Below are 26,724 nucleotides of genomic sequence, written 5' to 3'. Positions count from 1 at the left end.
GGTAGGTGAAACAAAAAAACGGCCGCGCAAGCGGCCGTTTTTCTTTGGAAGCGATTTTTGTGGGAGCGCACCCTGTGCGCGACGACCTACGAAGCAGTGATGCGGATTCCTTGTTTGCACCGAAGACCGCATGCATCGATACATCCAATCTCTGCGGTCGCGCACAGGGTGCGCTCCCACAGGGACGGCGCGCATGTCGCCTTACAGCTTCTCCAGCTTGCTGTTCCGCATGCCGTAGCCAAGGTAGATCACCATGCCCAGGCTCACCCAGATCAGGAACACCTTCCAGGTGATCGCCGGCAGCTCGGACAGCAACCAGATCGAGAAGCCAATACCGATCAGCGGCACCAGCGGCACCAGCGGGGTGCGGAACGCACGCGGCAGGTCCGGCTTGCGCTTGCGCAGGATCATGACCGAGCTGCAGATCACGATGAAGGCCGACAGCACGCCAATGTTGACCAGCTCGGCGACCTTCTGGATCGGCGTCGAGCCCGCCACCAGCGCGGTGAACACGCCAAGCGCGATGGTCGGGCGATGCGGCGTGCCATAGCGCGGATGCACGTGGGCGAACCAGCCTGGGATCAGGCCATCGCGTGCCAACGCATACCAGATGCGCGAGGCGCCGAGCATGAAGGCAAACAGCACGCTGATCAGGCCGAACACCGCCGATACCGACACGGTCAACGCCACCCAATGCAGGCCCAGGCCCTTGAAGGCATCGGACACCGGGGCGTCGGTATTGAGCGTGTCGTAGTGCGCAATGCCGGTCAGCACCAGCGACACCGCGAGATACATCGCCATCGAGATGCCGAGCGACAGCAGCACCGCGCGCGGCAGGTCGCGCTGCGGATTCTTCGATTCCTCCGCCGCCGTGGTGAGCGTGTCGTAGCCGAACACCGCAAAGAACACCACCGCCGCCGCCGTGGCGACGCCGGAGAAACCAAAGTGCGACACGCCATCGGCGCCGGTGATGCGCTCCGGAATGAACGGCACCCAGTTCGCCGGATTGACGTAGAACACGCCCACGCCGATCACCAGCGCCACCGCGGCAACCTTGATCGTCACCACCAGCGTATTGAAACGTGCACCCCACTCGGTGCGGAACGTGAGCAGCGCCGACACGCCCAAGGTCACCGCCGCGGCGATCACGTTGAACACATGGCCTTCGCCGGTGCCCATGGCGCCCTGCGCCCACACCGGCAAATGAATACCCATGCTGGTGAGCGCCGATTGCACGTAGCCGGACCAGCCGATCGCCACCACCGCCACGATCAGCGCGTATTCCAGCAACAGGTCCCAGCCGATCAGCCAGGCTGCGAGCTCGCCGAGCACTGCGTAGCCATAGGTATAGGCGCTGCCGGTGACCGGGATGAGGCCCGCGAACTCCGCGTAGCACAGGGCCGCGGCGGCGCTGGCGATGCCGGCGATCAGGAAGGAGAGGACCACGGCCGGGCCCGCATTGAGCGCCGCCTGCTGGCCGGCCAGCACGAACACGCCGACGCCGATGATGCCGCCGATGCCGATCGCAGTGAGCTGCCAGAGACCCAGCACACGACGGAAATCGCCACGCTTGCCGGCCTCGGCCTGCAGCATCTCCACCGGCTTGTGCCGCACCAGCTTGTTCAGGAAACCCATCCGCTCATCCCCGCAAAGTGAGCGGCGATCATAACGAATGCGCCCCGCCCTGCCACGCTGCAGCTGCGCGAAGGCAGGGGCTCAGCCGGGTATGGCGCGTCCGGAGTCCGCCTGCGCGGGCGTATGGATGGCCAGCCACCCAAGTACCAGGGCGCTCGCTGCGGGCACAGCGACCAGCGCGGCGACGATGCCGGTATCCAGCCCCGCGACACCGAACCAGCCGCCGGTGACCAGCGGAATGCCCGCAGTGATCAGCAGGCGCGCCAGCTCCATCACCACGCCACTGCGCCTGCCCTCGGTAAGCACGCCCAGCGCGGTGAGACTGAGCACGAGGAACACCGCATAGGCGGCCAGCGCAGCCGCCGGCAGATGCTTGGCCAGGTCGAGGAACTGCACCGCCATCACCAGCAGCAGCGTGAACTGCACCAGGCTATAGATCACGAGGCCGCGCGACAGCACCGGCTGGTAACGCGGACGCTGGATGTCGAAGTCGGATTTGGGAAAGCGCTCGGCCACATCGCCAGGCCGCCAGCCCGGCGGCTTGATCCACACCAGCAGCTTGTCGCGCCAGCGCCGCGCATGCCATGCATCCTTCAACGCGGCCCAATACACCTCGGCGTTCGCCCACAGCGGGTTCCAGCTGCGCAGCGGTGAGCGCGTGCCGTAGATCGGCGGATCCTTGTCGTCTTCCTCGACGAAGGTGCCGAACAGGCGATCCCACAGAATCAGGACGCCGCCGTAGTTCCTGTCGAGGTAGCGATCGTTCACCGCGTGATGCGCGCGATGGTTGGAGGGCGAGCAGAACACGCGGTCGAACCAGCCCAGCTTGCCGACCAGTTCGGTGTGCACCCAGAACTGGTACAGCAGGTCGATCAGCGCCACCACCGCGAACACTTCCAGCGGGTAGCCGGCGATCGCCATCGGCAGATAGAACAGCCAGCCCAGCAACACGCCGCTGCCGGTCTGGCGCAGCGCGGTGGAAAGGTTGTAGTCCTCGCTCTGGTGGTGCACGACGTGCGCGGCCCAGAAGATGTTGACCTTGTGGCCCGCCCGGTGCAGCCAGTAGTAGCAGAAGTCGTAGAACAGCAGCGCGCTGACCCACACCCAGAGGCTGGTAGGCGACAGCGAGAAGATCGCCACGTGCTCCACGCACCATGCATAGATGCCCAGCGTCAGCACTTTGCTGAAGACACCCACAACCTGCGAGATCACGCCGAGCCCGAGGCTGTTGATGGCATCGCTGGAGTGGTACACGCGGCGCTTGCGCAGCTTGCCCACCAGCAGTTCCAGTCCGATCAGGACGAAGAACACCGGTGTGGCCCACGTCATGATGATGGCTTGCACATTCACGTGAAATCACCCGTCTGCCGAACCGAACGCGCCAGGCACCAGAGCGCCGCGTAGTAGGTCGCCAGCACCCACAGCGACGACAGCGGAATGGCGAGGCGGAAGCGGTTCCAGGCCAGCAGTGTATCGCTGAGCATGAACAGCAGCGCGCCCGCCGCCGCCCACTGCGCCGGCCCTGCGAGCCGGTCGCCACCGTGCGCCCAGGCCCGTGCCACGGCCTGCCCGCCCATGGTGGTCAGCACCACCACATAGACCACGACGGGCACATGAAGTGCACCCGGCAGCGTGGGCCATAGCGCCCATAGATTGAGCAGCCCGTATGCCAGGCAACCCAGCAGGGCGAGGGGCCGGGCCGCGAAACGGGTGTCGCCGACCAGGGCCCGGATGAAGCACAGATGGCCCAGCAGGAAGGCCACGAGGCCGGCCACGAAGGCGTCCACAGGCAACATCAGGAAGATGTCACCGGCCAGTGAGAACAGCATGCCGATGGCGATCCAGCGCCGATAACCCATCGAAACCGGCGGCTGCGCGCGCCAGGCGGTCCACAGGATCAGCAGCGTGGCCAGCGGTTTCGTGACCCAATGCAATACGTGCCAGCTATCGGCCATGCCGGGCGCGCCAAAGGTGCCGCCGATGATCGCGGCCACCGCGGCCAACACGACCGCAACATCGATTCCGCGCAGCACAGAAGGCGCCATGGCGGCGTTTGAAACAGACATGCCTGGATTCCCCCAACCCCTGGTCGAATCCTGATCTTAGTGCCTGTCCAGCGCCTTTCGCTCGCCGCGCCACAGCAGCCGGGTGCCCCTCCCGGAGGAAGGACGCCCGGCCCGGCTTTCATCGATCTCAGAACTTCGCGTTGATGCTGAAGAACACCTGCCGCGGCGCGCCGGCCATCAGCGTCTGGTTCCAGCCCTGCGGGTCGGAGGCCACGTAGCCGTTGGTGCCGGTGGTGGCGAAGTATTTCTTGTCGAGCAGGTTGGTGACGTTGAGACCCAGGCTCAGGTCCTTCAGCACCGACACCGTGCCGATGTCATAGCTCACGCCCAGGTCGAACAGCCAGTACGAGGGCACCTCGGAATCGTTGAGGTAGGTGATGTAGCGACGACCGGTGTACTTGCCATCGATGCTCGCGCGCCAGCCGCCCCAGGAGTAGCTGAGGTCACTGCTGAACATCCAGCTCGGGATGCCGACCACGTACTTGCCGTCGGTCGCCACCACGCCGTTGTTGAGGTAGTCGTCCTGGTACTTGGAGTTGTTGTACGAGAGCGAGTTGAGCCAGCGCACTTGCTCGATCGGGCGCCAGATCACCGCCAGGTCCATACCGGTGCTCTTCACCGAACCGACGTTGTTGAGGATGGCGGAACAGGTCTGCACCGCGCTGCACGGCGATACCGCCAACAGGCGATTGGTGAAGCGCGTGTAGTACGCATCGGCCGATGCTTCGAACGTGTCGCCATGCACGCGATAACCCAGCTCGAAGGTCTGCGACTGCTCCGGACTCAACGAGCTCTTGCTCGCATCGAAGGCCGCCTGCGACTGGCTGAAGGGCAGGAAGCCGTAGGCCGCGAGATTCTTGCTGTAGGAGGCGTACACCTCCTGGTTGGCGTCGAGCTTGTAGTTGACGCCCACCTGCGGCAGGAAGCCGTCGCTGGCGCGGATGCGGCCCTGTGCCAGCGCGCTGCTCGGTACCAGCGACTCGGCACTGTTGGTTACTCCCAGCGCCTTCGCGCCGAAGTTCACCGTCAGGCGATCGTCCATGAAGCGGATCGTGTCCGACGCATAAGCCATGCGCGTCTTGCTGTCGTAGTGCTGGAGGAAGCCACGCAGGAACGGCTCTTCGTTCTCATAGAAGTTGCTGAGGTAGTTGTACGCACCCGTCAGATAGAAGTAGTTGCGCTCCTGGTTGGTGGTGGCGTCTTCCGCCCAGAAGCCCACTTCGATCTCGTTGCCGCCCAGCGTGAACTGCAGCGAGCCGGTGCCACCGAAGCGATCGAGGCCGTAGTCGGTGGTGCGCATCGCCAGCGGCACCGTCGGCGAGGAAGCGACATACGGCGTGGCCCACTGACCTTCGCCGCGATTGTCGTGGTAGTAGGTGCCGAGGTTGAGCGTGGTGTGTTCGGCCAGGTTGAAGGTGCCGCTCAGGCCCGTCAGCGTGTCGCGACGAATGCCGCCACCCGCGTAATAGGTGGAATCCACCAGGTCATAGCCGGCCGGCAGCGGCGACAGCACAGCGGGATAGCTGCCCTTGCCGTTGTATGCGTTGGCGATCTGCACCGCCGTGTTCCAGTCCGGCTGCAGGTAGTCCCACTTCCAGCCCAGCGCCTTCTGGCTCGTGAGGGAAAGGTCCATGTAGTCGTATTCCTTGCGGCGCGACTCGTCGTAGAACAGGCTCACGCTACCGCCGTCCCACTGGTACACGGACTTCAGGTTGATCTGGTTGGAGCGCTGGTCGCCGTAGCCCTTCCACTTGTCGGTGGAAGCGTGATCGTAGGACACGTACATCGAGAAGCCGTGGTAGTCACCCGTATCCAGGCGCACGAAGGTGCGCGTGGTGGAATCCGAGCCCAGCACCTGGTTGATTCGCGCGCCGGCCACCGCGTCCGGGTCGGCCGAGAAGAACTGGATGGTGCCGCCCAGGTTGGTGTTCGCCGGCGTGCCCAGTGCACCGGCGCCCTGCGCCAGTTCCACTGTGCTGATGTTGTCGCTGCTGATCGCACGCGTCACCTGCAGTCCGGTGGTGGTGCCGTAGGTCATGTTGCCGAGCGGGATATTGTCCAGCGTGAAGCCGAGTCGACTCTGGTCGAAGCCGTGCAGCGTGATCTGCGTGGACCACTCGTACGCGCCCCACGGATCGGCCGACTGGAAGTTCACGCCGGGCAGCTTGTCGAGAGCCTTGAGTGGGCTGGTGCCCGGCGCCAGCGCCTGGATGTCCTCGCTGGTGATCTTCTGCACCTGGCGGGTTTCGCCGGAGGCCACCACCGACACCGCGTCCATGGTCTTGGCCTTGTCGACGCTGGCCGCACCGTCGACGGCAGCGGGCACGGCATCGTCTGCGAAGGCGACGCCAGCGTGGAGGGCGGCCAGGGTTGCCAGCGCGATCGCGGTCCTGCGAAGGGAAAGCTTGGGCATGACGAATCCTCGCGCGCGGATTCACCCTGAATCCGCACGATCAAGTGATGGGTATACAGAGGGGAAATAGCCGTCCGAACCACTCGGATGGCATCAGGAAAGCGTGAAGTTTGCGTGTGTATCCGCGATGACACGCATATTTAAAACATCTGCGAAAACGCGGTAAAAACCGCGTTTTCGCGTTAGCACTTACGCTCAATGGAGCAGTGGCTTGCCCTGCGCTTGCGGCAGACTGACACCGAGCACGTGCGCGATCGTCGGTGCGATGTCGCGCATGTCGATCTCGCCCAGGTCATCGCCTGCAGGCACGCCCTTGCCGGCGATAAGGAAGGTGGAACGCATCTGCGCCAGCGATGGATCGTAGCCATGCATGCCGCGATAGTGGCTGGGCGACGGCAGCGGTGCATCGGGGCGAATGGCCATCTCGTAGCCCGGCTTGAACAGCACGAACCAGTCCGCCTTCGACGTGCCGCCATCCTTCGCGACTTCCGCATGATCGAGCACGCGCTCGATGCCGAACGCCGGATTCTTCTGCAGCTGCGCGAGCAGCGCCGCCACCTTGGCGTGCACGCCGGCGTTTGCCGGATCGCGCAGCACGATGGCCGCGGAGCCGCCGTCGTTCCACGGCATCGCCTGCCAGTCGGCGACATCGGCGCCCTTGAGCGTGATCAGGCCGGCCTGGATGAAAGGCGCATACAGGTTCACGTCGTTCTGTACCGGCAGAAATCCATGATCGGACACGATCGCCACCACGCCATCGGGATGGACGGTGCGCGCCGCCTTCACCAGATCGCCCACCAGTGCATCGATGTGCTGCAGCACGGCGCGCGCCTCCGGCGTATCCGGGCCACTGGCGTGCTGCTCGTGATCGAGCGCGGTGAGATACGCCGTCATGAAGTCGGGCTTGCGCGATTCCAGCAAGGCCACGGCGAAACGCGTGCGCGTCTGGTCACCCGCCAGGCTTTCGTCGATGCCGTCGGCATACGGTCCCAGTTGTTGCTCCAGCGACGGCAGCAGGCCGGGCGTGGCGAGCGCGGCCAGCAGCTTGCGATCGTCGGCCATGCCGGTGCGCCAGATCTGCGGCAGGTTCCAGTCCACCGTGGCGCCCACACTCACCGGCCAATGCACGTTGGCGGTGCGCAGGCCAGCTGCATGCGCCGCATCCCACAGCGTCGGCACCTTGATGTCGCTGGCGTACCAGGCCCAGCCCTGCTGGTTCTTGTTGGTGGGATCGAAGGTGAGATTGCCGCCGATGCCGTGAACCTCCGGCGTGACGCCGGTGATCAAGGTGGTATGGCTGGGATAGGTCAGCGTGGGCAGCACGCCACGCACGGCCTCGGCGTAACTGCCCTGCTTGAGGAACGCCTGCAGGTTCGGCAACGCCAGGCCCCGCTCCTGTGCATGCAGCACGTCGGCGGGACGCAGGCCATCGATGGAAATCATCAGCACGGGCGATGCCGAAACCACCGGCACCACCGCGCACGCCAGCACGCTGGCGAGCAAACGACAGGTCAGTCGACGCATGGGACACTCACTTCAGGGGGAAACGCGGTAACGCCCCGCGCACGAAAGGCGGGGCCGAACGAGGTCAGCGCCCGTCCACGGCCTTGCGGCCAAGGGCCGGATCGTCGGTGAAGAACGCATCGATGCCCGCGGCGAGATAGGCGCGTATCTCGGCCACCGAACCGGCTTCGTTGAACGTCTTCGGGTCGCTGCCCTGCCAGAAATTCTTCGCCTGGAAATGGTTTTCGGGGCGGAACGTATAGGGATGCAGCTCGAGTTTCACCGCATGCGCGTCATGCACCAGCGAAGTCGGCTTGCCCAGCGTGCCATCCGCTGCCAGCGGGATGATGGCGCGGATGTTCGGACCGATCGCGTCGGCGTAGCCGGCGATATCGCGCAGGCCCTTGGGCGTCATCATGTCGCCGTAGCTCAGCTTGCCGCCGGCAGCGACCACGTCGTACGGATGCTCGTCCACGCCGTCCAGCAACTGCAGCAGATGGATGTTCGGATGCGCCTTGCCGAGCTTGCCACGCAGATAGCGCAGGTTGGCGATCTCGAACGACTGGATTTCCACCGGCGCCGTCCGCGTATAGGCATGCGCGGCGAGGATGGCGAGCACACGGTCTTCCATCGGCAAACCAGCCTTCTGGAAATAGGTGCCGTGCTTGATCTCGGGAATGATGCCGATCACGCGGCCCTGCGTCGCCGATTCGGTGGCGACGAAATCGATGATCTCGTCCAGCGTGGGAATCTGGAACTGCCCGTCGTACGCGGTGCTGCGAAACTCCGGCAGGCGTTCGCGTGCACGCAGGGTCTTGAGTTCGTCGAGGGTGAAATCCTCGGTGAACCAGCCGCTCACCGGCTGGCCATCGATGGTCTTGGTGGTCTTGCGCGAGGCGAACTCGGGATGCTGCGCCACGTCGGTGGTGCCGCTGATCTCGTTCTCATGGCGCGCCACCGGTACGCCATCGCGCGTCATCACCAGGTCGGGTTCGATGAAGTCGGCGCCGTCGGCGATCGCCTTGCCATAGGAGGCGAGCGTGTGCTCCGGTCGCAGCGCGCTGGCGCCTCGATGCCCGATCACCAGCACCTTCGGCGCCAGCGGCGCCTCGTTGGCCTGCAGGTTGCCCATGGACAGCACACCAGCCGCGAAGACGGCCCAGCTTAAACGAACCACGGGCATTCCCTGCTCCCTTGTGATGCATCGGCACCATGAACGTTCATGGTGACCGGGCCGCATGTCGATTCCTTGACATCCACCTACGTGAGCCTGACGCCGGGCTCATGCATGATCAGGCATGACTGCCGGCAGGGGCGTGACTTGCGGCCAATGGCGCGAATCGCCCCGCTTGCTAGTTTGATGGCACTTCGCAAGGACCCGGATTCCATGTTCTCCCTCTTGTTTGCCGCCCTGCTCGCCAGCGCCCCTGCCGCCGCTGACTGCCACATCGGGGCCTACCGTCTCGCCGATGGCCAGTCGCTGGATATCGCCCCCAGCGACGAGGGTACGCTGCGCTGGCGTCGCATCGATGGCGCCAGCGGCCAGCTGCATCGCGATCACGACGATGCGTGGAAAAGCACGTTCGGCTGGACCGACCGTCCAGACGGCAAGGATGTGGTGTTCAGTAATTGCGCCAAGGGCGAGCTCACTTTCGGCGGCATGGCCGCCAGGCGCATTCCACTGGAAGTACACGATACGGTCTTCACCGGCGAGGGCGGCACGCGACTGGTGGGACGACTGATTCTTCCGCCGGGTTCGGGCAAGGTCCCCATCGTGGTGCTGGTGCATGGCTCGGAACACAATTCGGCACGCATCTGGGACGCCATGCAGCGCCAGCTGCCCGCCGAGGGCGTGGGTGCGTTCGTCTACGACAAGCGCGGCACCGGCGACTCGGCCGGCGAGTACACGCAGGACTACAGCGTGCTGGCGAACGATGCGGTGGCCGCCATGGACGAGGCCCGCAAATTGGCCGGCGCACGCGCGGTCCGCGTGGGTTTCCGCGGCGGATCTCAGGGCGGCTGGGTGGCACCGCTGGCGGCGGAGCGCACCAAAGCCGACTTCGCGATCATCGGCTACGGCCTCGCCATCTCGCCGCTGGAGGAGGATCGCGAAGCGGTGGCGTTCCAGCTGAAGCTCAAAGGCTATGACCAGTCGGTGATCGACAAGGCCTGGGAATTGTCCGACGCCATCGGCCTGATCCTCTCCAGCGGCCTCACCCAGGGCTTCGACCAGCTCGATGCCGCACGCGCCAAGTACAGCAAGGAGCCCTGGTACAAGGACGTGCGCGGCGACTTCAGCTACCTCGTGCTGCCGATGAGCGATGCGGATATCCGCGAGAAGGGCAAGGCGTACATGTTCCACACGCCGTGGCACTACGACTCGATGGCGGTGCTGAGCAAGCTGCATACGCCGCAGCTGTGGATGCTCGGTGGCCTGGACATCGACGCGCCGAGCGGTGAAACGTTGCGCCGGCTGACTTCGCTGCAGGCCGACGGGCTGCCCATCACCACCGCGGTATTTCCGAAGGCCGAGCACGGCATGACGGAGTTCGAGACGGACGCGAAAGGTGAGCGTGTCTCCACGCGTTATTCGGAAGGCTACATGCGCATGGCCATCGATTACGCGAAGGGCGCGCTGCATACGCCGTATGGCGAGAGCCGCATCGTCCTGCCCATGCGCCCTTCCCAACCTTCCCTGTAGGAGCGCACCCAGTGCGCGATCCAGTGTTCCGGATTACGCACGATTTGAAAGCGGCGATGTAGAGCGTGCGAATGACCAGGCGCGACCGTAACCATGCGATCGCGCACTGGGTGCGCTCCTACAACAGCGGGGCAGCGTCGAAGAGATTCTGTGGGAGCGCACCCTGTGCGCGACGCGCCGCCCCTCAGGCTGGCGCGGATTGAGCCCGTAGGAATCTGTCGACTGAGTTGTGATCAAGCGCTGCGGTCGCGCACAGGGTGCGCTCCCACAAGGTAGCGGGGCACTTCACCCTCCGCTTCAGCGCTTGCCCGCACTCACCTGCTTCAGCCACGCCTCGTAAGTCGGGCGATCCACCGGCATGCCGGCCGCATTGCAGCTACCCAGCTTGCACAGCTCCTCGCGGATGCGCGGCGTGTGCTGCACGATCACGTGGAAGATGGCGTTCTGTTCCAGCTCGCCATGGAACGCCGCCGCACCGGGTCCGTTGGCGAAGATCGCCACGTCCTCGCCGCCGTGCGTCTCACCCTTCATAGGCAAGATGGCTTCCTGCATGTAGTCGGGATCGTTGGTCTTCACCTGGGCGAGGTCGGGCCGGCCCTTGGTGCTGTACGAGTAGTCGTGCGGGTTGTGGGGGAAGCGCTTGGCGCCTTCCGGCTGCACGTCGCTGGCACCGGTGTAGCCCGGGCCGTTGGCGAAACCCAGCGTGGTGTACGGCTTGCCACCCGCATCGCGGGCGAGCCCGGCGCCACCTTCCTCATCGTAGCTGTCGGTATGGCCCTGCACCAGGCCCAGGATGTCATTGCCGCGCTTGGGATAGCCGGCAAAAGTCATGGTGTGGCTGTGGTCGGCGGTGACCACGATCAGCGTGTCGTTTGGATCGGTGTGCTGCAGCGCGGCCTCCACCGCTTCGCTCATGGCGATGGTTTCATCCAGTGCGCGGTAGGCGTTGCCACCGTGCAGCGCATGATCGATGCGGCCACCTTCCACCATCAGGAAGAAACCGTTCGGGTTCTGCTTCAGTACGTCGATGGCGCGCGTGGTCATCTCGGCGAGGCTGGGTTCGTCCAGCTTGCCGGTGACGCGCTCATGCTCGTAGCTGAGGTGTGAGGGATTGAACAGGCCCAGCAGGCGCGGCGTCTTCGCCGGGTCCAGTGCCTCGAGTTGCTCGCGGCCCCATACATAGGCGCCACCCGGGTTCCGCTGTTTCCACTCGGCGATCAGGTCGCGCCCGTCCAGTCGCTGGCCGACCATGCCGCGCTGGACCGGATCGTCCTCACCGGCGCGCATGAACTCGGTGCGCCCGCCACCCATCGCGACGGTGAGGCCACCGGCAGCAGGAAAGTCGATCAGCTGTGCGGCGAAATCCTTGCAACCCTGCGCCCTGGCATCGGCGGTGAGGTCGGCATCCACTTCCCAGTTGCGCTCCGGCAGATGGCCGTAGGTGGCCGCGGGCGTGGCGTGAGTGATGCGGGTGGTGGTGATCGCGCCCGTGCCCATGCCGGCGGCGGAGGCCAGTTCCAGCGTGCTGACCAGCTCCTGGCCGCGCGTGGCGGCGCAGTCCTGGCGACGCGGCACCTGCGATACGCCGATGAAACCCGCGCGCGTCTTCACGCCACTCATGATGGCGGTCATGGTGCCGGCGGAGTCGGGCGTCTGCTGATCGGTTTCGTAGGTGCGGCTCAAGGCACTGAACGGAAAGCGCTCGAAGCTGAGGCGATAGCTTTCGCCATCCACGCCCTTCAGCTGGCCGGCGCGCACATGCGCCGCCGCGATGGTGGGAAGGCTCATGCCGTCACCCAGGAACACGATCACGTTCTTCGCGCGCTGCTTGCCGGTGTTGGCCTGCACGGACAGCTGCGCCGCCGCAGCCGCGCCGTTGCGGAACCACCATTGCGGCGTCTCGCCCTCCGGTCGCTGGATGGCAGGCACGTCGATCGATGCCGTCTTCGCGGCGGACGAATCGGCCTGGCTGCTGCAGGCGCCAAGCAACGGCAACAGGGCCAGCAACAGCGTGCGCGGCGACGGAAACGACATCAGCAATCCCTTGGATGAAAGACGAATCGGTCATCATAGCTACGTCGCAAGAACTTGCTGTGACACTTTCGGCGAGCTCTTCGATGCTAGCCTCGCGGCATGACCTGGCGTGCGCTGCTCTCGCCCATCCTCGCACTGGCCTCCTTCGTGGCCATCGCCGGCGATGCGCCGGACAGCAAGACCGGCCTGCAGCAGGATGTGGTCTTCGACCAGTACACCGATGCCGCCACCAGCTCGCAGCTGATCCATCGGCTGCTGAGCCCCTTGAACGCCCAGCGCATACGCCAACAGGCGAGCGCGACCGGCATCACCATCCGCGAGCAGCCGCTCGATCTCTCGCAGGAACGCTTCACGCTCTACGTGCCCACCCACGCGCCAGCCGAAGGCTATGCCCTGCTGGTGTTCGTGCCGCCCTGGGATGAAGCACAGGTGCCGCTGACCTGGATTCCCGTGCTGGAGCGACGCGGCATCCTGCTCGTCACCGCCGCACGCTCAGGCAATGACATGGACGTGCTCGACCGGCGCGAGCCGCTCGCGCTGCTGGCCGCGGGCAATGCGATGTCGCGCTATCACATCAATCCGCGACGGGTGTTCATCGGAGGATTTTCCGGTGGCTCGCGCGTGGCGCTACGCATCGCGCTTGGCTATGCGGACCTGTTCCACGGCGTGCTGCTCGATGCCGGCAGCGACATGCTCGGCGAACAGCTTCCGCTGCCACCGCGCGAACTGCTCGATCAGTTCCAGATGACGACTCGCGTGGTTTACCTCACGGGTGCGACCGATTCGGCGCGCCAGGTGGCCGACCGGGAGAGCCGCCAGTCGCTGAGGCACTGGTGCATCACTGACATAGACACGCGGACGATCCCCTGGACCGGGCACGAACTGGCCGATCCATCGGCGCTTGACCGCGCGCTCGCTTCGCTCGAGCGCCATGCTGCTGGCGACACTGCTGCACTGGACTCATGTCGCACGGACATCGACACAGACCTCAACCAACGACTGGATGCCGTCGATGCCTTGCTGAGCCACGGTGATAGCGAACAGGCGCGCATCCGGCTGCAAGCCATCGACGCGCGCTTTGGTGGACTGGCGGCGCCGCGCAGCATCGAACTGATGCAGCGGCTCGACGCCGCCGCAACCAGGTGATCCGGCCGATGCGCAGGGCCAGCCGTCGAAGACTGGCGTGCCCTGCGCGCTCACCAGACAAACGGCCCCTGGGGGCGCCTCGCGACGCCCTTGCGGCGACAACGTGTCGGGTCAGCGCGTGCCGTGCGACGGCGCGGTGGTGAACTCGTAAACGATCAGGTTGCGATAGGCATGGCCGGGCTCCAGCCTGGCCGAGCCGAAGGAAGGCTGGTTCGGCGTATCCGGGTAGAGCTGCGGTTCGAGCGCGAAGGCATCACCCTGACGGTAAACATGACCGCCCGTACCCACCGTCGTGCCATCGAGGAAATTGCCGGAATAGAACTGCAGGCCGGGCTGGGCCGACTTCAGCGTCATCACGCGACCCGAAGCCGGATCTTCCACGCGCGCGACGACGCGCGGCGCGGCAGCCTCGGTGCGACTGATCACCCAGTTGTGGTCGTAGCCGCGGCCGTTCAGCAGCTGCGTGTCATTCGTGCGGATGTCACGGCCGATCGGCTTGCCCTGGCGGAAATCGAACGGCGTGCCGTCCACCTTGCGCACTTCGCCGGTGGGAATGGAACCTGCGTCGACCGGGAGATAGGCATCGCCGGCGATGGTGAGGCGCTGGTCCATCACGCTGCCCGCGCCTTCGCCCGACAGGTTCCAGTAGGCGTGGTTGCTGAGGTTGACGATGGTCGTCTTGTCGGTGGTGGCGCCGTAATCGATGGACAGGCGGTTGCCGCTGTCCAGCGTATAGGTCACCGTGGCAGTGAGCTTGCCCGGATAGCCCATGTCGCCATCGGGGCTGACGTAGCTGAGCGTGACGCTGGCCTTGTCGGCATCGTGCTTGATGTCGCCGATGGTCCACAGCTCCTTGTCGAAGCCGCGCGTACCGCCATGCAGCGAGTTGACGCCGTCGTTCACCGGCACGGTGTACGCATGGCCATCCAGCGTGAAGTGGCCCTTGGCGATACGGTTGGCGTAGCGCCCGACCGTGGCGCCGAAGTACTGCGGCTTTTTCAGGTAACCATCGAGCGAGCCATAGCCAAGCACGATGTTCGCGCCCTTGCCGTTGCGGTCGGGCACCGTCAGCGACTGCAGGCTGGCCCCCAGCGCAAGAATGCGCGCCGTCATGCCATGACCGTTGTCGAGCACCACGGCCTCGACGTGCGTTCCGTCGGGCATGTTGCCGAACGTTTCGCGCTTCGCCTCCGTCGAGGCATGCGCGGCCATCGAGAGTGTTGCCAGCCCAAGAATCGAGCCCATCCATCCTGCACGCTGCATGTTCCCTGCCCCCTTTGCGTATCGCGGGATGAGGGCATGCAAGCACATTGTATGATTATCGTGCAACCACCCACCGGCCCCGAAAAACTCCTTTGTGCGCAGCAACATGGAGCATCCAGGCGGCCGCTCGCGGTCGCCGTCCTGCTGCCATGCCGCAGCTGCCGACCCATCCCGGCGGTGACGGCTTGTGCAGAAATCGCGTCAGAATTCTGCAACGCGTCATCGATTACCTATCTGCGCAAGGCAGACCTTGGCCGCCTGATGCCAAATATCGGCACGAACTACCTTGGCAGGACGCGGACAAAGTGCTTATAGTCAGTTTGTATGACAAACCGCGCGAAACGAGGGACACTCGCGCGGACGCGTCGATCAAAGAGGGCGGGGGCCAGAGGATTTCATGAGGAAGCCGATCGCAGTTCGCAGCCTGTACGGGCATGTCATGCACGAACTCGGGCAGCGCATCGTCAGCGGCAAGGTCAAGCCAGGCGAAGTGCTGCCGCGCGAAGAAACCTTGGCCGAGAGCCTGGAAGTGAGCCGCACCGCCTTGCGCGAAGCGCTGAAGGTGCTGTCCGCCAAGGGCCTGATCGAGTCGCGCACGGGCGTAGGCGCCCGCGTGCTCGAGGAGCGCTATTGGAACCAGCTCGACGCCGACGTGCTTGCCTGGCGTTGTGCCTCCATGCCCACCGACGACTTCGTCGACAAGCTGGTGGAGATGCGCGAAGTGATCGAGCCGGCCGCCGCAGCCGCTGCTGCGCGCCGGCGCACTCCGGAGCAACTGGCCGCCATCGAGAAGGCGTACGAGGCGATGGATGCGGCCCAGACGCTGGACGAGTGGACCGAGGCCGACCTGCAGTTCCACGACGCGGTGCTGCATGCCACCTGCAACGAACTGCTGCAGTCGCTGTTCTCCGTGGTGGAAACCGCGCTCGGCACCTTCTTTACCCTGTCCGCGCGCAACGCCACCAACTTCAAGTATTCGCTGCCGCATCACCAGAAGGTGCTGGAAGCGATCCGGCGCAAACAGCCGGAGGTCGCCCGCAAGGCAATGCAGGCGATGATTGTTGATTCGCAGGCCAACCTGCAGCGCAGCCGCAAGCGCGCACGAAAGAAGGCCGGCGCGTGACCTCAGCTTTGATCGGTCTGGACTGGGGCAGTACGCGGCTTCGCGCGTACCGCTTCGATGAGCAGGGCCAGGTAGTCGAGTCGCGAACACTGCCGCATGGCGTACGTCGGCTTCCCGAGGGCGGCTTCCTGAAAGCGTTCGCGTTGGCGGTCGATGGCTGGCCATCCTTGCCGGTGATCGCCTGCGGCATGGTCGGCAGCCGCAACGGCTGGCTGGAAGTGCCGTATCTCGACACGCCGGTGGCGGTGGACCGTCTGGCCGCCGCACTTACGCCGCTGGTTGCCGGCGGACACATCATCCATATCGTGCCCGGCCTGCGCGACGCATCGCGTCCGGACGTAATGCGCGGCGAGGAAACCCAGGTCGCCGGCGTACTGGCGCAGAGCCCGGCATCCGCGCGCGAAAGCCGCCTGTTGCTGCCCGGCACCCACAGCAAGTGGGTGAGCGTGCGCGATGGCGCCGTCACCAGTTTCGCCACCGTCATGACGGGCGAGTTGTACGGCCTGCTGCGCGACGATTCGGCGCTCAGCACGTCGCAGTCCGAGCAGGCTGACGACCCGCAGGCGTTCCACCGCGGCGTGGTCGCCGCACGCGAAAGCGGCGGCGCCGGCATGCTTTCGCGGGTGTTTTCCGCCCGCACGCTGGTACTCAACGGTGCGCTCGCCCCGTCCTCGGTGGCTGATTACCTCTCGGGTCTGCTGATCGGCGAAGAGCTGCGCATGGCCCTCGCCGCCGGCTGGGTCAAGCTGGGCGACATGGTGCAGATGGTTGGCGAGGACGCCCTGTGCGCCCGCTACCTGCGCGCTGCCGAAGTATTCGGCCTCGCGCTGGGCACCGCCCCCCAGGACACCACCGCACGCGGGCTGTGGCGTATCGCACGCGAAGCCGCCCTTGTTTCCCACCCCACAACGACCTGATTCCCATGGACGCCTGGCTTGCTTCGTTTCCGCTGATTGCCATCCTGCGCGGGCTGCGCCCCGAAGAGTCGCTGGACGTGGGCCATGCCCTGCTCGATGCCGGCTTCCGCGTGCTCGAGGTTCCGCTCAATTCGCCCGAGCCCTGTGAAAGCATCCGTCGCCTGGTGGACGCCTTCGGCGACCGCGCGCTGATCGGCGCCGGCACCGTGCTGTCGCCTGCGCGCGTCCACGAAGTGGCGGCCGCCGGCGGCAAGCTGATCGTGATGCCGCACGCCGACGTGGAAGTGATCCGCGCAGCGAAGCAGGCCGGCCTCTATTGCGTGCCTGGCGTCGCCACGCCGACCGAAGCCTTCGCCGCGCTCGGTGCAGGCGCGGACGCACTGAAACTGTTCCCGGCCGAACAGGCCAGCCCTGCCGTGCTCAAGGCATGGCGTGCCGTGCTGCCCGCCGGTACGGCGGTGATGCCCGTCGGCGGCATTGCACCGGACAACATGGGCCCATGGCTTGCCGCTGGCGCCGGCGGCTTCGGCATCGGCTCCTCGCTCTACGCTCCCGGCCGACCGGCCAGCGACGTCGCCGCGCGTGCGCGCGCCTTCGCCAGTGCCTGGCAGGCACATCTCGCTTCGAAAGGAACTGCTGCATGAAGATCACCCGCCTCTCCACCTTCCTCGTGCCGCCGCGCTGGCTGTTCCTGCGCATCGAAACCGATGCCGGCATCTGCGGTTGGGGCGAGCCGATCGTTGAAGGCCGCGCGCATACCGTGGCCGCCGCGGTGGAGGAACTGTCCGACTACCTGATCGGCAAGGATCCGCGCCGCATCGAAGACCTGTGGAACGTGATGTACCGCTCCGGCTTCTATCGTGGCGGCCCTGTGCTGATGAGCGCGATCGCCGGTATCGACCAGGCGCTGTGGGATATCAAGGGCAAGCACCTGGGCGTGCCGGTGCATGAACTGCTGGGTGGCCGCGTGCGCGACAGCATCCGCGTGTATTCGTGGATCGGCGGCGATCGTCCGGCCGATACCGCGCGTGCCGGGCAGGAAGCCGTGGCGCGCGGGTTCACCGCGGTGAAGATGAATGCCACCGAAGAGATGCAGTACGTCGATACCTACGACAAGGTCGAGCAGGTGCTGGCCAACGTGCAGGCGATCCGCGATGCGGTGGGACCGCACATCGGCATCGGCCTGGACTTCCACGGCCGCGTGCACAAGCCGATGGCCAAGGTGCTGATGCGCGAGCTGGCGCCGTTCAAGCTGATGTTCATCGAGGAACCGGTGCTGTCCGACCATCTCGAAGCGCTGCCGGAACTCGCCGCGCTGTCGCCCGCGCCGATCGCGCTGGGCGAGCGCCTGTACTCGCGCTACGACTTCAAGCGCGTGCTCAGCATGGGTGGCGTGGATATCCTGCAGCCCGACCCGTCGCATTCGGGCGGCATCACCGAGACGCGCAAGATCGCCGCCATGGCCGAAGCCTACGACGTCGCCATTGCGCTGCACTGCCCGCTGGGCCCGATCGCACTGGCCGCGAACCTGCAGCTGGATGCGGTGTGCCATAACGCCTTCATCCAGGAGCAGAGCCTGGGTATCCACTACAACGCTTCCAACGATCTGCTCGACTACGTCAACGATCGCAGCGTATTCGCCTACCAGGATGGCTTCGTGACGATTCCCGAAGGTCCGGGCCTGGGTATTTCGGTCAACGAGGACTACGTCGCCGAGCGCGCAGTCGTGGGTCACCGCTGGCGCAATCCGGTGTGGCGCCATCGCGATGGCAGCGTGGCGGAGTGGTAAGCATGTCCGCGTTTGCTACCTATCCCAGTCTCGCCGATCGCCACGTCTTCATTACCGGCGGAGCCACCGGTATCGGCGCCGCGTTCGTGGAGCACTTCGCGCGCCAGGGAAGCCGCGTCTCTTTCGTCGACATCGACCGCGCCAGTGCGGAAGCCCTGGTGGAGAGTCTCGGCGACGCTCGCCATCGCCCCTTGTTCAGCACGTGCGACGTCACGGATCTCAGCTCTCTGCAGTCGGCCATCGACGAGGCGCGCAAGGTGCATGGTCCCATCGGCGCACTGGTCAACAATGCCGCCAATGATGTGCGCCACACCTTCGGCCAGACGACGCCCGAAGAGTTCGACCGCAACATCGCCATCAATCTTCGCCACCAGTACTTCGCCACGCAGGCCGTGCGCGAGGACATGCGCGCACTGGGCGGTGGCTCGGTAATCTGCCTGGGCTCCACCGGCTGGATGAAGAAGAACGCCGGTTACCCGATGTACGCGATGGCCAAGGCCGCGGTGCACGGATTGGTGAACGGACTTGCGCGTGAGCTCGGCCATGACCGCATCCGCATCAATGCGCTGGTGCCCGGCTGGGTAATCACCGAGAAGCAGCGCCGCCTGTGGCTGGATGCCGACGGCGAGGCGGAAATCGCCCGTGTGCAGTGCCTGTCCGGTTACCTGATGGCCGACGATCTCGCGCGTGCCGCGCTGTTCCTCGCAGCCGACGACAGCCGCATGTGCACCGGCCAGGATTTCATCGTGGATGGTGGCTGGGTATGAACGCGCGCGCCACCGTCGCCATGCAGGTGCACAACACGCTGGGCGAGGGTGTGCTGTGGTGCGATCGTGGCCAGGTGCTGTACTGGACCGACATCCACGCCAGCACGCTGTGGCGCTACCGTCCGCATGACGGCGCACTGCACCAGTGGGACATGCCAGAGCGGCTGGCTTCATTCGCATTGTGCGAAGCGGACGGCTGGCTGTTGCTCGGACTGGCCTCGCAACTGGCGTTCTTCCAGCCGGCCAGCGGGCACCTGTCACCGATCATGGACGTGGAGGCCGAGCTGCCCACGCGCCTCAACGACGGTGCATGTGACCGCCAGGGCCGCTTCGTGTTCGGCACGCTGCACGAGCCGCCCGGTGGCGGGCCGAAGCAGCCGGTCGGCGGGTTCTATCGACTGAACCACGATCTCTCGCTGGAGCGCCTGCCGCTGCCGGGCGTGGCGATCAGCAACAGCGTCGCCTTCAGCCCTGATGGCGACACCATGTATTTCTGCGACTCGCTCACGCGCAGGATCCAGTGTTGCGACTACGGCGACCTCATCGGTTCGCCTCGCGTGTTCGTCGAACTCGACGGTCCGCATGGGGAACCGGACGGGTCGTCGGTCGACAGCGATGGTGGCCTGTGGAACGCCCAGTGGGGACTGGGCCGCGTGGTGCGCTACACCAGCGAGGGCAAGATGGATCGCTGTATCGACGTCGCCGCATCGCAGCCCACGCGTGTCGCCTTCGGTGGCACCGGGCTGTCGACGATTTACATCACCAGCGCGCGCGACGGTCTGGACGACGCCGCGCTCGCCAGTCAACCGTATGCGGGCGCCTTGTTCGCCGTGCATTCGGATATCGGTGGATTGCCCGAACCGCGTTTCCCCGGGCCGCCGCCACACGTCATCGCCGCCGCGTAGGGATCGCGGCCCACCCAATGCCCACAGAGGCAACACTCGCCAGCGGGGGAGCTTTACCCATGAATGCCCAAGCCATCGCGTCATCTTCGACGCAATCCAAGGCCACCGTCGTCTTCGTCTGCGTATTGGCAGCGTTGGCGGGCCTCATGTTCGGCCTCGACGTCGGCGTGATCTCGGGGGCCACCCAGTTCATCCAGGCCGAATACAAGGTCAGCGACCACACCATCGAGTGGATCGTGAGTTCCATGACGTTGGGCGCCGCCGTAGGCGCCCTGGCGGCCAGCTGGCTGTCGGGCCATCTCGGGCGCAAGCGTTCGCTGGTGCTCGGTGCCGTGCTGTTCGTCATCGGCTCGCTGCTGTCGGGCATGGCATGGTCGCCGGAGACGCTGATCGCCTCTCGCGTCGTGCTGGGCATTGCCATCGGCATTGCGTCCTTCACGGCGCCGCTGTACCTGGCCGAAGTTGCGCCGGAATACATTCGCGGCGCCATGATTTCCACCTACCAGCTGATGATCACCATCGGCATCCTGGTGGCGTTTCTTTCCGATACGGCCTTCAGTTACAGCGGCGCCTGGCGCTGGATGCTCGGCATCATCGCGGTTCCGGGCGTGTTGTTCCTGCTGGGCGTGCTGTTTCTACCCGACAGCCCGCGCTGGCTGCTGATGCGCGGTCGCCGACAGGAAGCCATCGACGTGCTGCAGCGCCTGCGCGGTGACAGCGACGTCGTGTCGAGCGAAGTCGCCGACATCGACGAACAGCTCAAGACGCCGCAGCGCGGCTGGCACATGTTCCTTGAGAACCGCAACTTCCGCCGCTCGGTGTGGCTGGGCGTGCTGCTGCAGCTGATGCAGCAGTTCACCGGCATGAACGTGGTGATGTACTACGCGCCGCGCATCTTCAAGGTGATGGGTTACGACACGGCCGCGCAGATGTGGTTCACCGCACTGGTGGGCCTGACCAACGTGCTTGCCACCTTCATCGCCATCGCGCTGATTGACCGTTGGGGCCGCAAGCCCATCCTTTACACCGGCTTTACCGTGATGGCCGTCGGCCTCGCCGTGGTCGGCCTGATGATGCACAACGGCATCCACGACCAGGGCACGCAGATCTTCACCGTGGCGATGCTGTTGATGTTCATCGTCGGCTTTGCGATGTCCGCCGGCCCGCTGATCTGGACGCTGTGCTCGGAAATCCAGCCGCTCAAGGGCCGCGACTTCGGCATCGGCTGCTCCACCTTCACCAACTGGGCCTGCAACTACCTGGTCGGCATCAGCTTCCTGAGCCTGCTCAACGGCATTGGCAACGCCAACACCTTCTGGCTCTACGCCGGCCTCAATGCCGTGTTCATCGTGCTCACCTTCTGGCTGGTGCCGGAAACCAAGGGCGTCACCCTGGAGCAGATCGAGCGGAACCTGATGGCCGGCAAGCGCCTGCGCGACATCGGCCAGTAAGCCTCGTTATGGCCACCGGGATACTCCGGTGGCCTGCTTTTCACGTGCGCAGTGGCGGCATAGCGCCTATATTGGGCCCACGTCGGGCCCCTTTCGCCGCGCCAGCCATGACCGCCAACTGCATCCACGTCTGGCTCCACCTCTCATCGGGCACCGCTCGCCCGATACCGTGCCGCGTCCCTCCGCGTCCTGTCACCCGCCATCGGGCCGGGTGACGACATGCAGACCGTGCTGCCCTCCTCGCTCACCAAGATCATGGACCTCCTGTGGGACGCGATCTGCGTGGTCGATGAGCAGGGCCGCTATGTGTTCGTCAGTGCCAGTTACGAACGCATCTTCGGATATGCGCCGCAGGAGGTCATCGGGCGGAGGATGATCGAGCTGGTGCATCCCGACGATCGCGACCTGACCCTGCGCACGGCGGCCGCGATCATGCAGGGGCAACCGCAACCGCACTTCCAGAACCGCTATGTCCGCAAGGACGGCAAGGTGGTTCACATCATGTGGTCGGCGCGCTGGTCGGAGACCGACCGCGTGCGCATCGCCGTTGCGCGCGACATCACGGAACTCAAGCAGGCCGAATCGATGACCTCGGCACTGCACGCCATTTCCGAGGCCGCGCATGCCACCGACAACCTGTCGTCGCTGTTCGAGCAGATCCATCGCATCATCGGCAAGCTGTTGCCGGCGGACAACTTCTTCGTGGCGCTGTACGACCATGCGCGCAACGAACTGAGCTTTCCCTATTGGGTGGACGAGATCGATGAGCGGCCCGCGCCGCGCCCCCTCGATTCGGGCACGCTGACGGCCGAGCTGATCCGCAGCGGCCAGCCGCTGCTGTTCACGCCCACTCATCCCTCCGATCCCTCGCTGCCGGTCATCGGCACGGATGCCGTGCATTGGCTCGGCGCGCCACTGACCTCGCGCGGCATCACCATCGGCGCCCTGGTGGTGCAAAGCTACTCCAACGCCACGCACTACACCGAGACGGACAAGGAGCTGCTGCAGTTCGTGTCCACGCAGGTGGCGGCGGCTGTCGAGCGCAAGCAAGCGGAAGCGCGATTGCACCACATCGCCCGCCATGACCCGCTAACGGATCTCGCCAACCGCGACCTGTTCTACCAGCAATTCGACGCGGCACTGGAACAGGCGCGACGGTTTGGCGGCTGCCTTGCCCTGCTCTACCTCGACCTGGACAAGTTCAAGGACGTCAACGATCGCCATGGCCACCATGTCGGCGACGTGTTGCTGTGCGAAGCCGCGCAGCGCATCCGGCATGCCGTGCGCGAAGGCGATGTCGTGGGCCGCGTGGGCGGCGACGAGTTTGTCGTGCTCCTGAATGGCCTGCAACACCCGGCGGACAGCCTGATCGTGGCGGAGAAGCTGCGTGTCGCACTCGACGAACCGTTCCAGCTCACCGTCGGATCGGCACAGGTCTGCGCCAGCATCGGCGTGGCCACCTACCCGGAACACGGCGACGAATCGCGCAGCCTGACCCGTGCCGCCGATGACGCGATGTACCGCGCGAAGAAGATCGGCGGCAACAGCGTCTGCATGGCCGACGAATCGGGCGACGAGGATGTATCCCTCGCCCGTGCACCGATCACAACTTGAGGTAGAGCTGCCGGCGATCCATGGCGTAGACGACGGCCCACCACAGGGCAACGAACGCCACCCCATAGGCGAGCGATGCCACGTAAGGGCCGGCCAGGGGTGTGATCCAGCTGGCGAATGCACGCCGGTAGAGCGGGTCCTGGATGCCCCATGCAGGCAGCAGGATCTGCATCAGCTCCGATCCTGCGTAGGCGACGACGGCATTCATGCCGAAGCGGCGACCCATGGCCGGCCAGCCGTGGCGATCCACCAGCGCGTGGAACAGCGCGAGCACAAGCATGGCCCAGCCACCGGTCCACAGCACGAACGAGGACGTCCACAGGTTCTTGTTGAAGGGCAACACCAGCGACCACGCATAACCCAGCAGCAGTGCAAGCACACCAGCCACGAGCAGCGATTTCGTGCTGCCGTCGCGCAGCCATTGGCCCGCGCGCAACCCGAGCAGGCTGGTGGCGAGCGCCGGAAAACTGCTGAGCAGGCCTTCCGGGTCATGCCCCCGGCCCGTTGCCGGGTCGATCAGGTAGACGAAGCGGCCGAAGATCGCCGAGTCCGTGCGACTGGCGATATTGACGAAGGGCTCGAGCGAGCCGCCGGCCAGCAGCAACACCCAGTAACCAGGCAGGATCACCGCAATGGCGATCCACTGCACGCGCGCCCTTGTGTAGATGGCAAACAGTGCGGCAACGGCAAAGCAGAACCCGATCCGCTGCAGCACGCCGGGGAAACGCATATGTCCCCCCGGATAGAGCAGCCAGCCCAGCACATGGATCGCCAGTCCCAGCAGCACGATACGTAGCGCACGCGTCATCGCCGCGCGTGCCAACGCGCCGCGATCATCGCCGCGTTCGATGCGCGGGCCGATCGTCAGCGCAATGGATACGCCGACCACGAACAGGAAGAACGGAAACACCAGGTCGGTCAGGGTGCAGCCATGCCACTGCGCATGCTCGAGCGGCGCATAGGTGTGCCCCCAGTCGCCCGCATCGTTGACCAGCAGCATCAGCGCGACGGTGCAGCCGCGCAGTGCGTCTACCGATGCGAGGCGCCGGGTCACATGGATGGCTTGGCGGCCGTCGCCGGCATCAGCGTGGCCGATCCGATGCCGTACAGCGGCCCGGTGATGGGTCCGGTGAACATCATGCACAGGTCGTGCACGCCGGCCTGCGCCGCCATCGCACCCTGCAAGGCGAAGGCGATCGGCCCACCCGCAGGCAACGGCAGCGTGGCCAGGGTCTTGCCCTTGCAGTCATCCATGCGCACCACCAGCTCGCCCTGGGGCGTGCTGCCCGGACGCGAGACGACCAGCTTGGCCTCATGCGCCAGCTGGTAGTTGCGCGGGAGGCGGGCGGTGTCCACGCGGATGCGGGTGATGCCGTCGAGCTTCGCCGCGCGATACATGCGGCAGTTGTCGAACACGTTGATCACGTAGCTGGGCGCCATGCTGGTGGCATCGGCGGTCGGCTGCACGCGCAGGCGGAAATCACTGCCCGCACAGTTGTCCATCTCCGCCGTACCGCGCGTGCGCAGCGCTTCGGTGTCGAGCACGCGCTCACGCGTTCCGGCCAGTGGCGTGCCGTCGTTGGTAAACGCCACCGCCTTCACCGTCGTGGGGAGCTTCACCGTGAATGGACCGACGTACGTCGGCGAGCTGGCCGTCGGCTGGCTCCCGTCGATGGTGTAGTGCAGGTTGCCGTAGTGCGTCTGGTTGCCAAGCGTCACCTTCGCCTGACCGGCGACGATGGCCGCATTGCGATCCACATCGATATCGGCCGCAAAGGCGCTGTCGGCGTAACCGATATCCTGGGCCCGGTAGCGCGCCAGCTGCGCCGGCATGCGATCGAGGAAACCGTGCCAGTCGCGCGACGACGCCGGCGACCACGCAGCTTCCGCCAGGGCCGCCATGCGCGGGAACACGGCATGCTCGACGTGATGGATCGTGGGCTGGTGCTCGTTCCACATGTTCGCCTGCAGGCCCAGCACATGCTTGGCCTGCGCCGCGTCCAGCTCCTTCGGCACGGCCTCGAAGTTGTAGTAGCTCTCCAGCGACATCACCGGCAGGCGGCCGGTGGTCTCGTCGTCGCGATTGCTCTGCATCTGGTCGAGGTACAACTGCGGCGCCGGCGAAAGCACTACGTCATGTCCCTGCCTGGCGGCATCGATCGCACCCTGCGTGCCGCGCCACGACATCACCGTCGCACTGGGAGGCACGCCGCCTTCGAGGATCTCGTCCCAGCCGATCGGCCGGCGGCCATGCGCCGTGAGGTACTTGCCCATCGTCTCGATCAGCCAGCTCTGCAGCGCATTCTCGTCCTTGAGCTTGAGCTCGCGGATGCGCGCCTGCACGGACGGCGAGGCTTCCCACTGGTCCTTGATCGCCTCGTCGCCACCGATGTGGATGTAGGTCGATGGGAACAACGCCGTCACCTCGTCCAGCACGTCCTGCAGGAAGTGCACGGTGTAGTCGTCGACGTTGTAGAGATAGGGATGCACGCCCCAGTCCACCGACACGGGCGGGCGCTTGCCGGTGACGCCAAGCGCGGGATACGAGGCAACCGCGGCCTGCGCATGGCCCGGCATATCGACCTCGGGCACGATCGTGATGTGCCGATCCGCCGCGTAGGCGACGATGGCGCGGATCTCGTCCTGCGTGTAGAACCCGCCGTAGCGCTGCGGCTCGCCGTTCTCACCGGCCCCGGGTGGCGTACGCCATGCGCCGATGCGGGTCAGCTCGGGATACTTCTTGATCTCGATGCGCCAGCCCTGGTCATCGGTGAGATGCCAATGCAGCACGTTGAGCTTGTGCTGCGCCATCTGGTCGATCATGGCGCGCACCTCGCCGGTCGTCTGGAAATGACGCACCGAATCGAGCATGAAGCCGCGCCATGCGAAGCGCGGCTGATCCTGGATATGCACGGCGTCCACCCGAACGTCGCCCTGGCCGCTGCCCGGCGTCAGCAGCTGCCACGCGGTGACGGCGCCATAGAACAGGCCAGCCTCGCCACGCGCAACGATGCGAATGCCCTGGGGCGTCACGTCGAGCACATAGCCTTCGTCGCTGGACACCGCCGCATGGGGATCACGCTGCAACACGATGGCCGGCCCCTTCACCGGTCCGTTGACCACCTTCAGCGAAAGATGCCGCGTACGCGCGGTGAGCTCGGCGAGGTAGTCGGCCGTGCGGTGCGCCGCGGCGTCATGGCCATCCACCACGATGGGCGTGGCGGCCGTTACGGTGAAATTGCCACTGGCGACGCTGACTTGTGCCGGCATCGGGAGCACGGGCAAGGTCGCGGCGTGGGTCACACCCACCATGGCAAGACAAAAGAGGAGGCCAATGGCTTTCACGAATGCATTTCCTGATAGCGGTGGTTGCCGGCGAACCGGCGGTTCCTTCATG

20 protein-coding genes are annotated in these 26,724 nt (G+C 65.6%); 10 read left to right on the top strand and 10 right to left on the bottom strand.

The window, feature by feature from the left end:
- Window positions 1-201: 201 nt before the first annotated feature.
- The 6 genes from EPB08_RS00605 to EPB08_RS00580 all read right to left on the bottom strand — a co-directional run bounded on the left by EPB08_RS00605 (window position 202) and on the right by EPB08_RS00580 (window position 8,749).
- The gene (locus EPB08_RS00605) at window positions 202-1,635 is read right to left on the bottom strand and encodes an amino acid permease (protein WP_130617130.1); all 1,434 of its coding nucleotides are present in this window, start codon (window positions 1,633-1,635) and stop codon (window positions 202-204) included.
- Between the two features lie 81 nt (window positions 1,636-1,716).
- Window positions 1,717-2,985: a sterol desaturase family protein gene (locus tag EPB08_RS00600; RefSeq protein ID WP_130617129.1), complete on the bottom strand. Its 1,269-nt coding sequence runs from the start codon at window positions 2,983-2,985 to the stop codon at window positions 1,717-1,719.
- Window positions 2,982-3,701 (bottom strand): lysoplasmalogenase, encoded by a 720-nt coding sequence (locus tag EPB08_RS00595; RefSeq protein ID WP_229238162.1) that lies wholly within the window; start codon window positions 3,699-3,701, stop codon window positions 2,982-2,984. Before EPB08_RS00595 ends, EPB08_RS00600 begins: the two co-directional genes overlap by 4 nt.
- 127 nt (window positions 3,702-3,828) lie before the next feature.
- Complete coding sequence (locus tag EPB08_RS00590; protein WP_130617128.1) at window positions 3,829-6,114, bottom strand: TonB-dependent receptor; 2,286 nt, start codon at window positions 6,112-6,114, stop codon at window positions 3,829-3,831.
- 195 nt (window positions 6,115-6,309) lie between these two features.
- On the bottom strand, window positions 6,310-7,638 hold the full coding sequence (locus EPB08_RS00585) for an alkaline phosphatase family protein (RefSeq protein ID WP_130617127.1): 1,329 nt from the start codon (window positions 7,636-7,638) through the stop codon (window positions 6,310-6,312).
- Between the two features lie 64 nt (window positions 7,639-7,702).
- Window positions 7,703-8,749: a glycerophosphodiester phosphodiesterase gene (locus EPB08_RS00580; RefSeq protein WP_229238215.1), complete on the bottom strand. Its 1,047-nt coding sequence runs from the start codon at window positions 8,747-8,749 to the stop codon at window positions 7,703-7,705.
- Between the two features lie 255 nt (window positions 8,750-9,004).
- On the opposite strand from EPB08_RS00580, the gene EPB08_RS00575 reads away from it, so the two are divergent.
- Window positions 9,005-10,318, top strand: coding sequence for an alpha/beta hydrolase family protein (locus EPB08_RS00575; protein ID WP_130617125.1), 1,314 nt, complete (start codon window positions 9,005-9,007; stop codon window positions 10,316-10,318).
- A 297-nt stretch (window positions 10,319-10,615) separates the two neighbouring features.
- Here the strand turns inward: EPB08_RS00575 and EPB08_RS00570 are convergent, their stop codons facing one another.
- Window positions 10,616-12,352, bottom strand: a complete 1,737-nt coding sequence (locus EPB08_RS00570) for an alkaline phosphatase (RefSeq protein WP_130617124.1) — start codon at window positions 12,350-12,352, stop codon at window positions 10,616-10,618.
- Between the two features lie 99 nt (window positions 12,353-12,451).
- On the opposite strand from EPB08_RS00570, the gene EPB08_RS00565 reads away from it, so the two are divergent.
- Window positions 12,452-13,498, top strand: coding sequence for an alpha/beta hydrolase family protein (locus EPB08_RS00565; RefSeq protein WP_130617123.1), 1,047 nt, complete (start codon window positions 12,452-12,454; stop codon window positions 13,496-13,498).
- 111 nt (window positions 13,499-13,609) lie between these two features.
- Here EPB08_RS00565 and EPB08_RS00560 read toward each other — a convergent pair whose 3' ends face one another.
- Window positions 13,610-14,761, bottom strand: a complete 1,152-nt coding sequence (locus tag EPB08_RS00560; protein WP_130617122.1) for an aldose epimerase family protein — start codon at window positions 14,759-14,761, stop codon at window positions 13,610-13,612.
- Between the two features lie 397 nt (window positions 14,762-15,158).
- Between EPB08_RS00560 and EPB08_RS00555 the strand changes: the two genes are divergently transcribed.
- From EPB08_RS00555 to EPB08_RS00520, 8 genes are all read left to right on the top strand, one after another.
- Entirely contained in the window at window positions 15,159-15,884 is a 726-nt protein-coding gene (locus tag EPB08_RS00555; protein WP_130617121.1) for a FadR/GntR family transcriptional regulator, read from the top strand.
- A complete protein-coding gene (locus EPB08_RS00550; protein ID WP_130617120.1) occupies window positions 15,881-16,801 on the top strand; it encodes a 2-dehydro-3-deoxygalactonokinase in 921 nt (306 codons plus the stop codon). Before EPB08_RS00555 ends, EPB08_RS00550 begins: the two co-directional genes overlap by 4 nt.
- 5 nt (window positions 16,802-16,806) lie before the next feature.
- Window positions 16,807-17,445: a 2-dehydro-3-deoxy-6-phosphogalactonate aldolase gene (locus EPB08_RS00545; protein ID WP_130617119.1), complete on the top strand. Its 639-nt coding sequence runs from the start codon at window positions 16,807-16,809 to the stop codon at window positions 17,443-17,445.
- Window positions 17,442-18,590: a galactonate dehydratase gene (dgoD, locus tag EPB08_RS00540; protein ID WP_130617118.1), complete on the top strand. Its 1,149-nt coding sequence runs from the start codon at window positions 17,442-17,444 to the stop codon at window positions 18,588-18,590. The genes EPB08_RS00545 and dgoD overlap by 4 nt, the downstream gene beginning before the upstream one ends.
- Window positions 18,591-18,592: 2 nt before the next feature.
- Window positions 18,593-19,357, top strand: a complete 765-nt coding sequence (locus tag EPB08_RS00535) for an SDR family NAD(P)-dependent oxidoreductase (protein ID WP_130617117.1) — start codon at window positions 18,593-18,595, stop codon at window positions 19,355-19,357.
- On the top strand, window positions 19,354-20,262 hold the full coding sequence (locus EPB08_RS00530; RefSeq protein WP_130617116.1) for an SMP-30/gluconolactonase/LRE family protein: 909 nt from the start codon (window positions 19,354-19,356) through the stop codon (window positions 20,260-20,262). Before EPB08_RS00535 ends, EPB08_RS00530 begins: the two co-directional genes overlap by 4 nt.
- A 59-nt stretch (window positions 20,263-20,321) precedes the next feature.
- A complete protein-coding gene (locus EPB08_RS00525; RefSeq protein ID WP_130617115.1) occupies window positions 20,322-21,713 on the top strand; it encodes a sugar porter family MFS transporter in 1,392 nt (463 codons plus the stop codon).
- 219 nt (window positions 21,714-21,932) lie between these two features.
- Window positions 21,933-23,327, top strand: coding sequence for a sensor domain-containing protein (locus EPB08_RS00520; RefSeq protein WP_130617114.1), 1,395 nt, complete (start codon window positions 21,933-21,935; stop codon window positions 23,325-23,327).
- Here EPB08_RS00520 and EPB08_RS00515 read toward each other — a convergent pair.
- Window positions 23,317-24,381, bottom strand: coding sequence for an acyltransferase family protein (locus EPB08_RS00515; protein WP_130617113.1), 1,065 nt, complete (start codon window positions 24,379-24,381; stop codon window positions 23,317-23,319). The two genes, EPB08_RS00520 and EPB08_RS00515, sit on opposite strands and share 11 nt — an antisense overlap.
- Window positions 24,378-26,672 carry a family 20 glycosylhydrolase gene (locus EPB08_RS00510; protein WP_324615115.1) on the bottom strand — a complete coding sequence of 765 codons (2,295 nt, stop codon included), beginning with the start codon at window positions 26,670-26,672 and terminating at the stop codon, window positions 24,378-24,380. The genes EPB08_RS00515 and EPB08_RS00510 overlap by 4 nt, the downstream gene beginning before the upstream one ends.
- Between the last annotated feature and the right edge of the window lie 52 nt (window positions 26,673-26,724).

Source organism: Dyella amyloliquefaciens, from assembly GCF_004296575.1.
In the GTDB taxonomy this organism is placed as follows: Bacteria; Pseudomonadota; Gammaproteobacteria; order Xanthomonadales; family Rhodanobacteraceae; genus Dyella; species Dyella amyloliquefaciens.
This window is presented reverse-complemented; position numbering and strand designations above follow the sequence as displayed.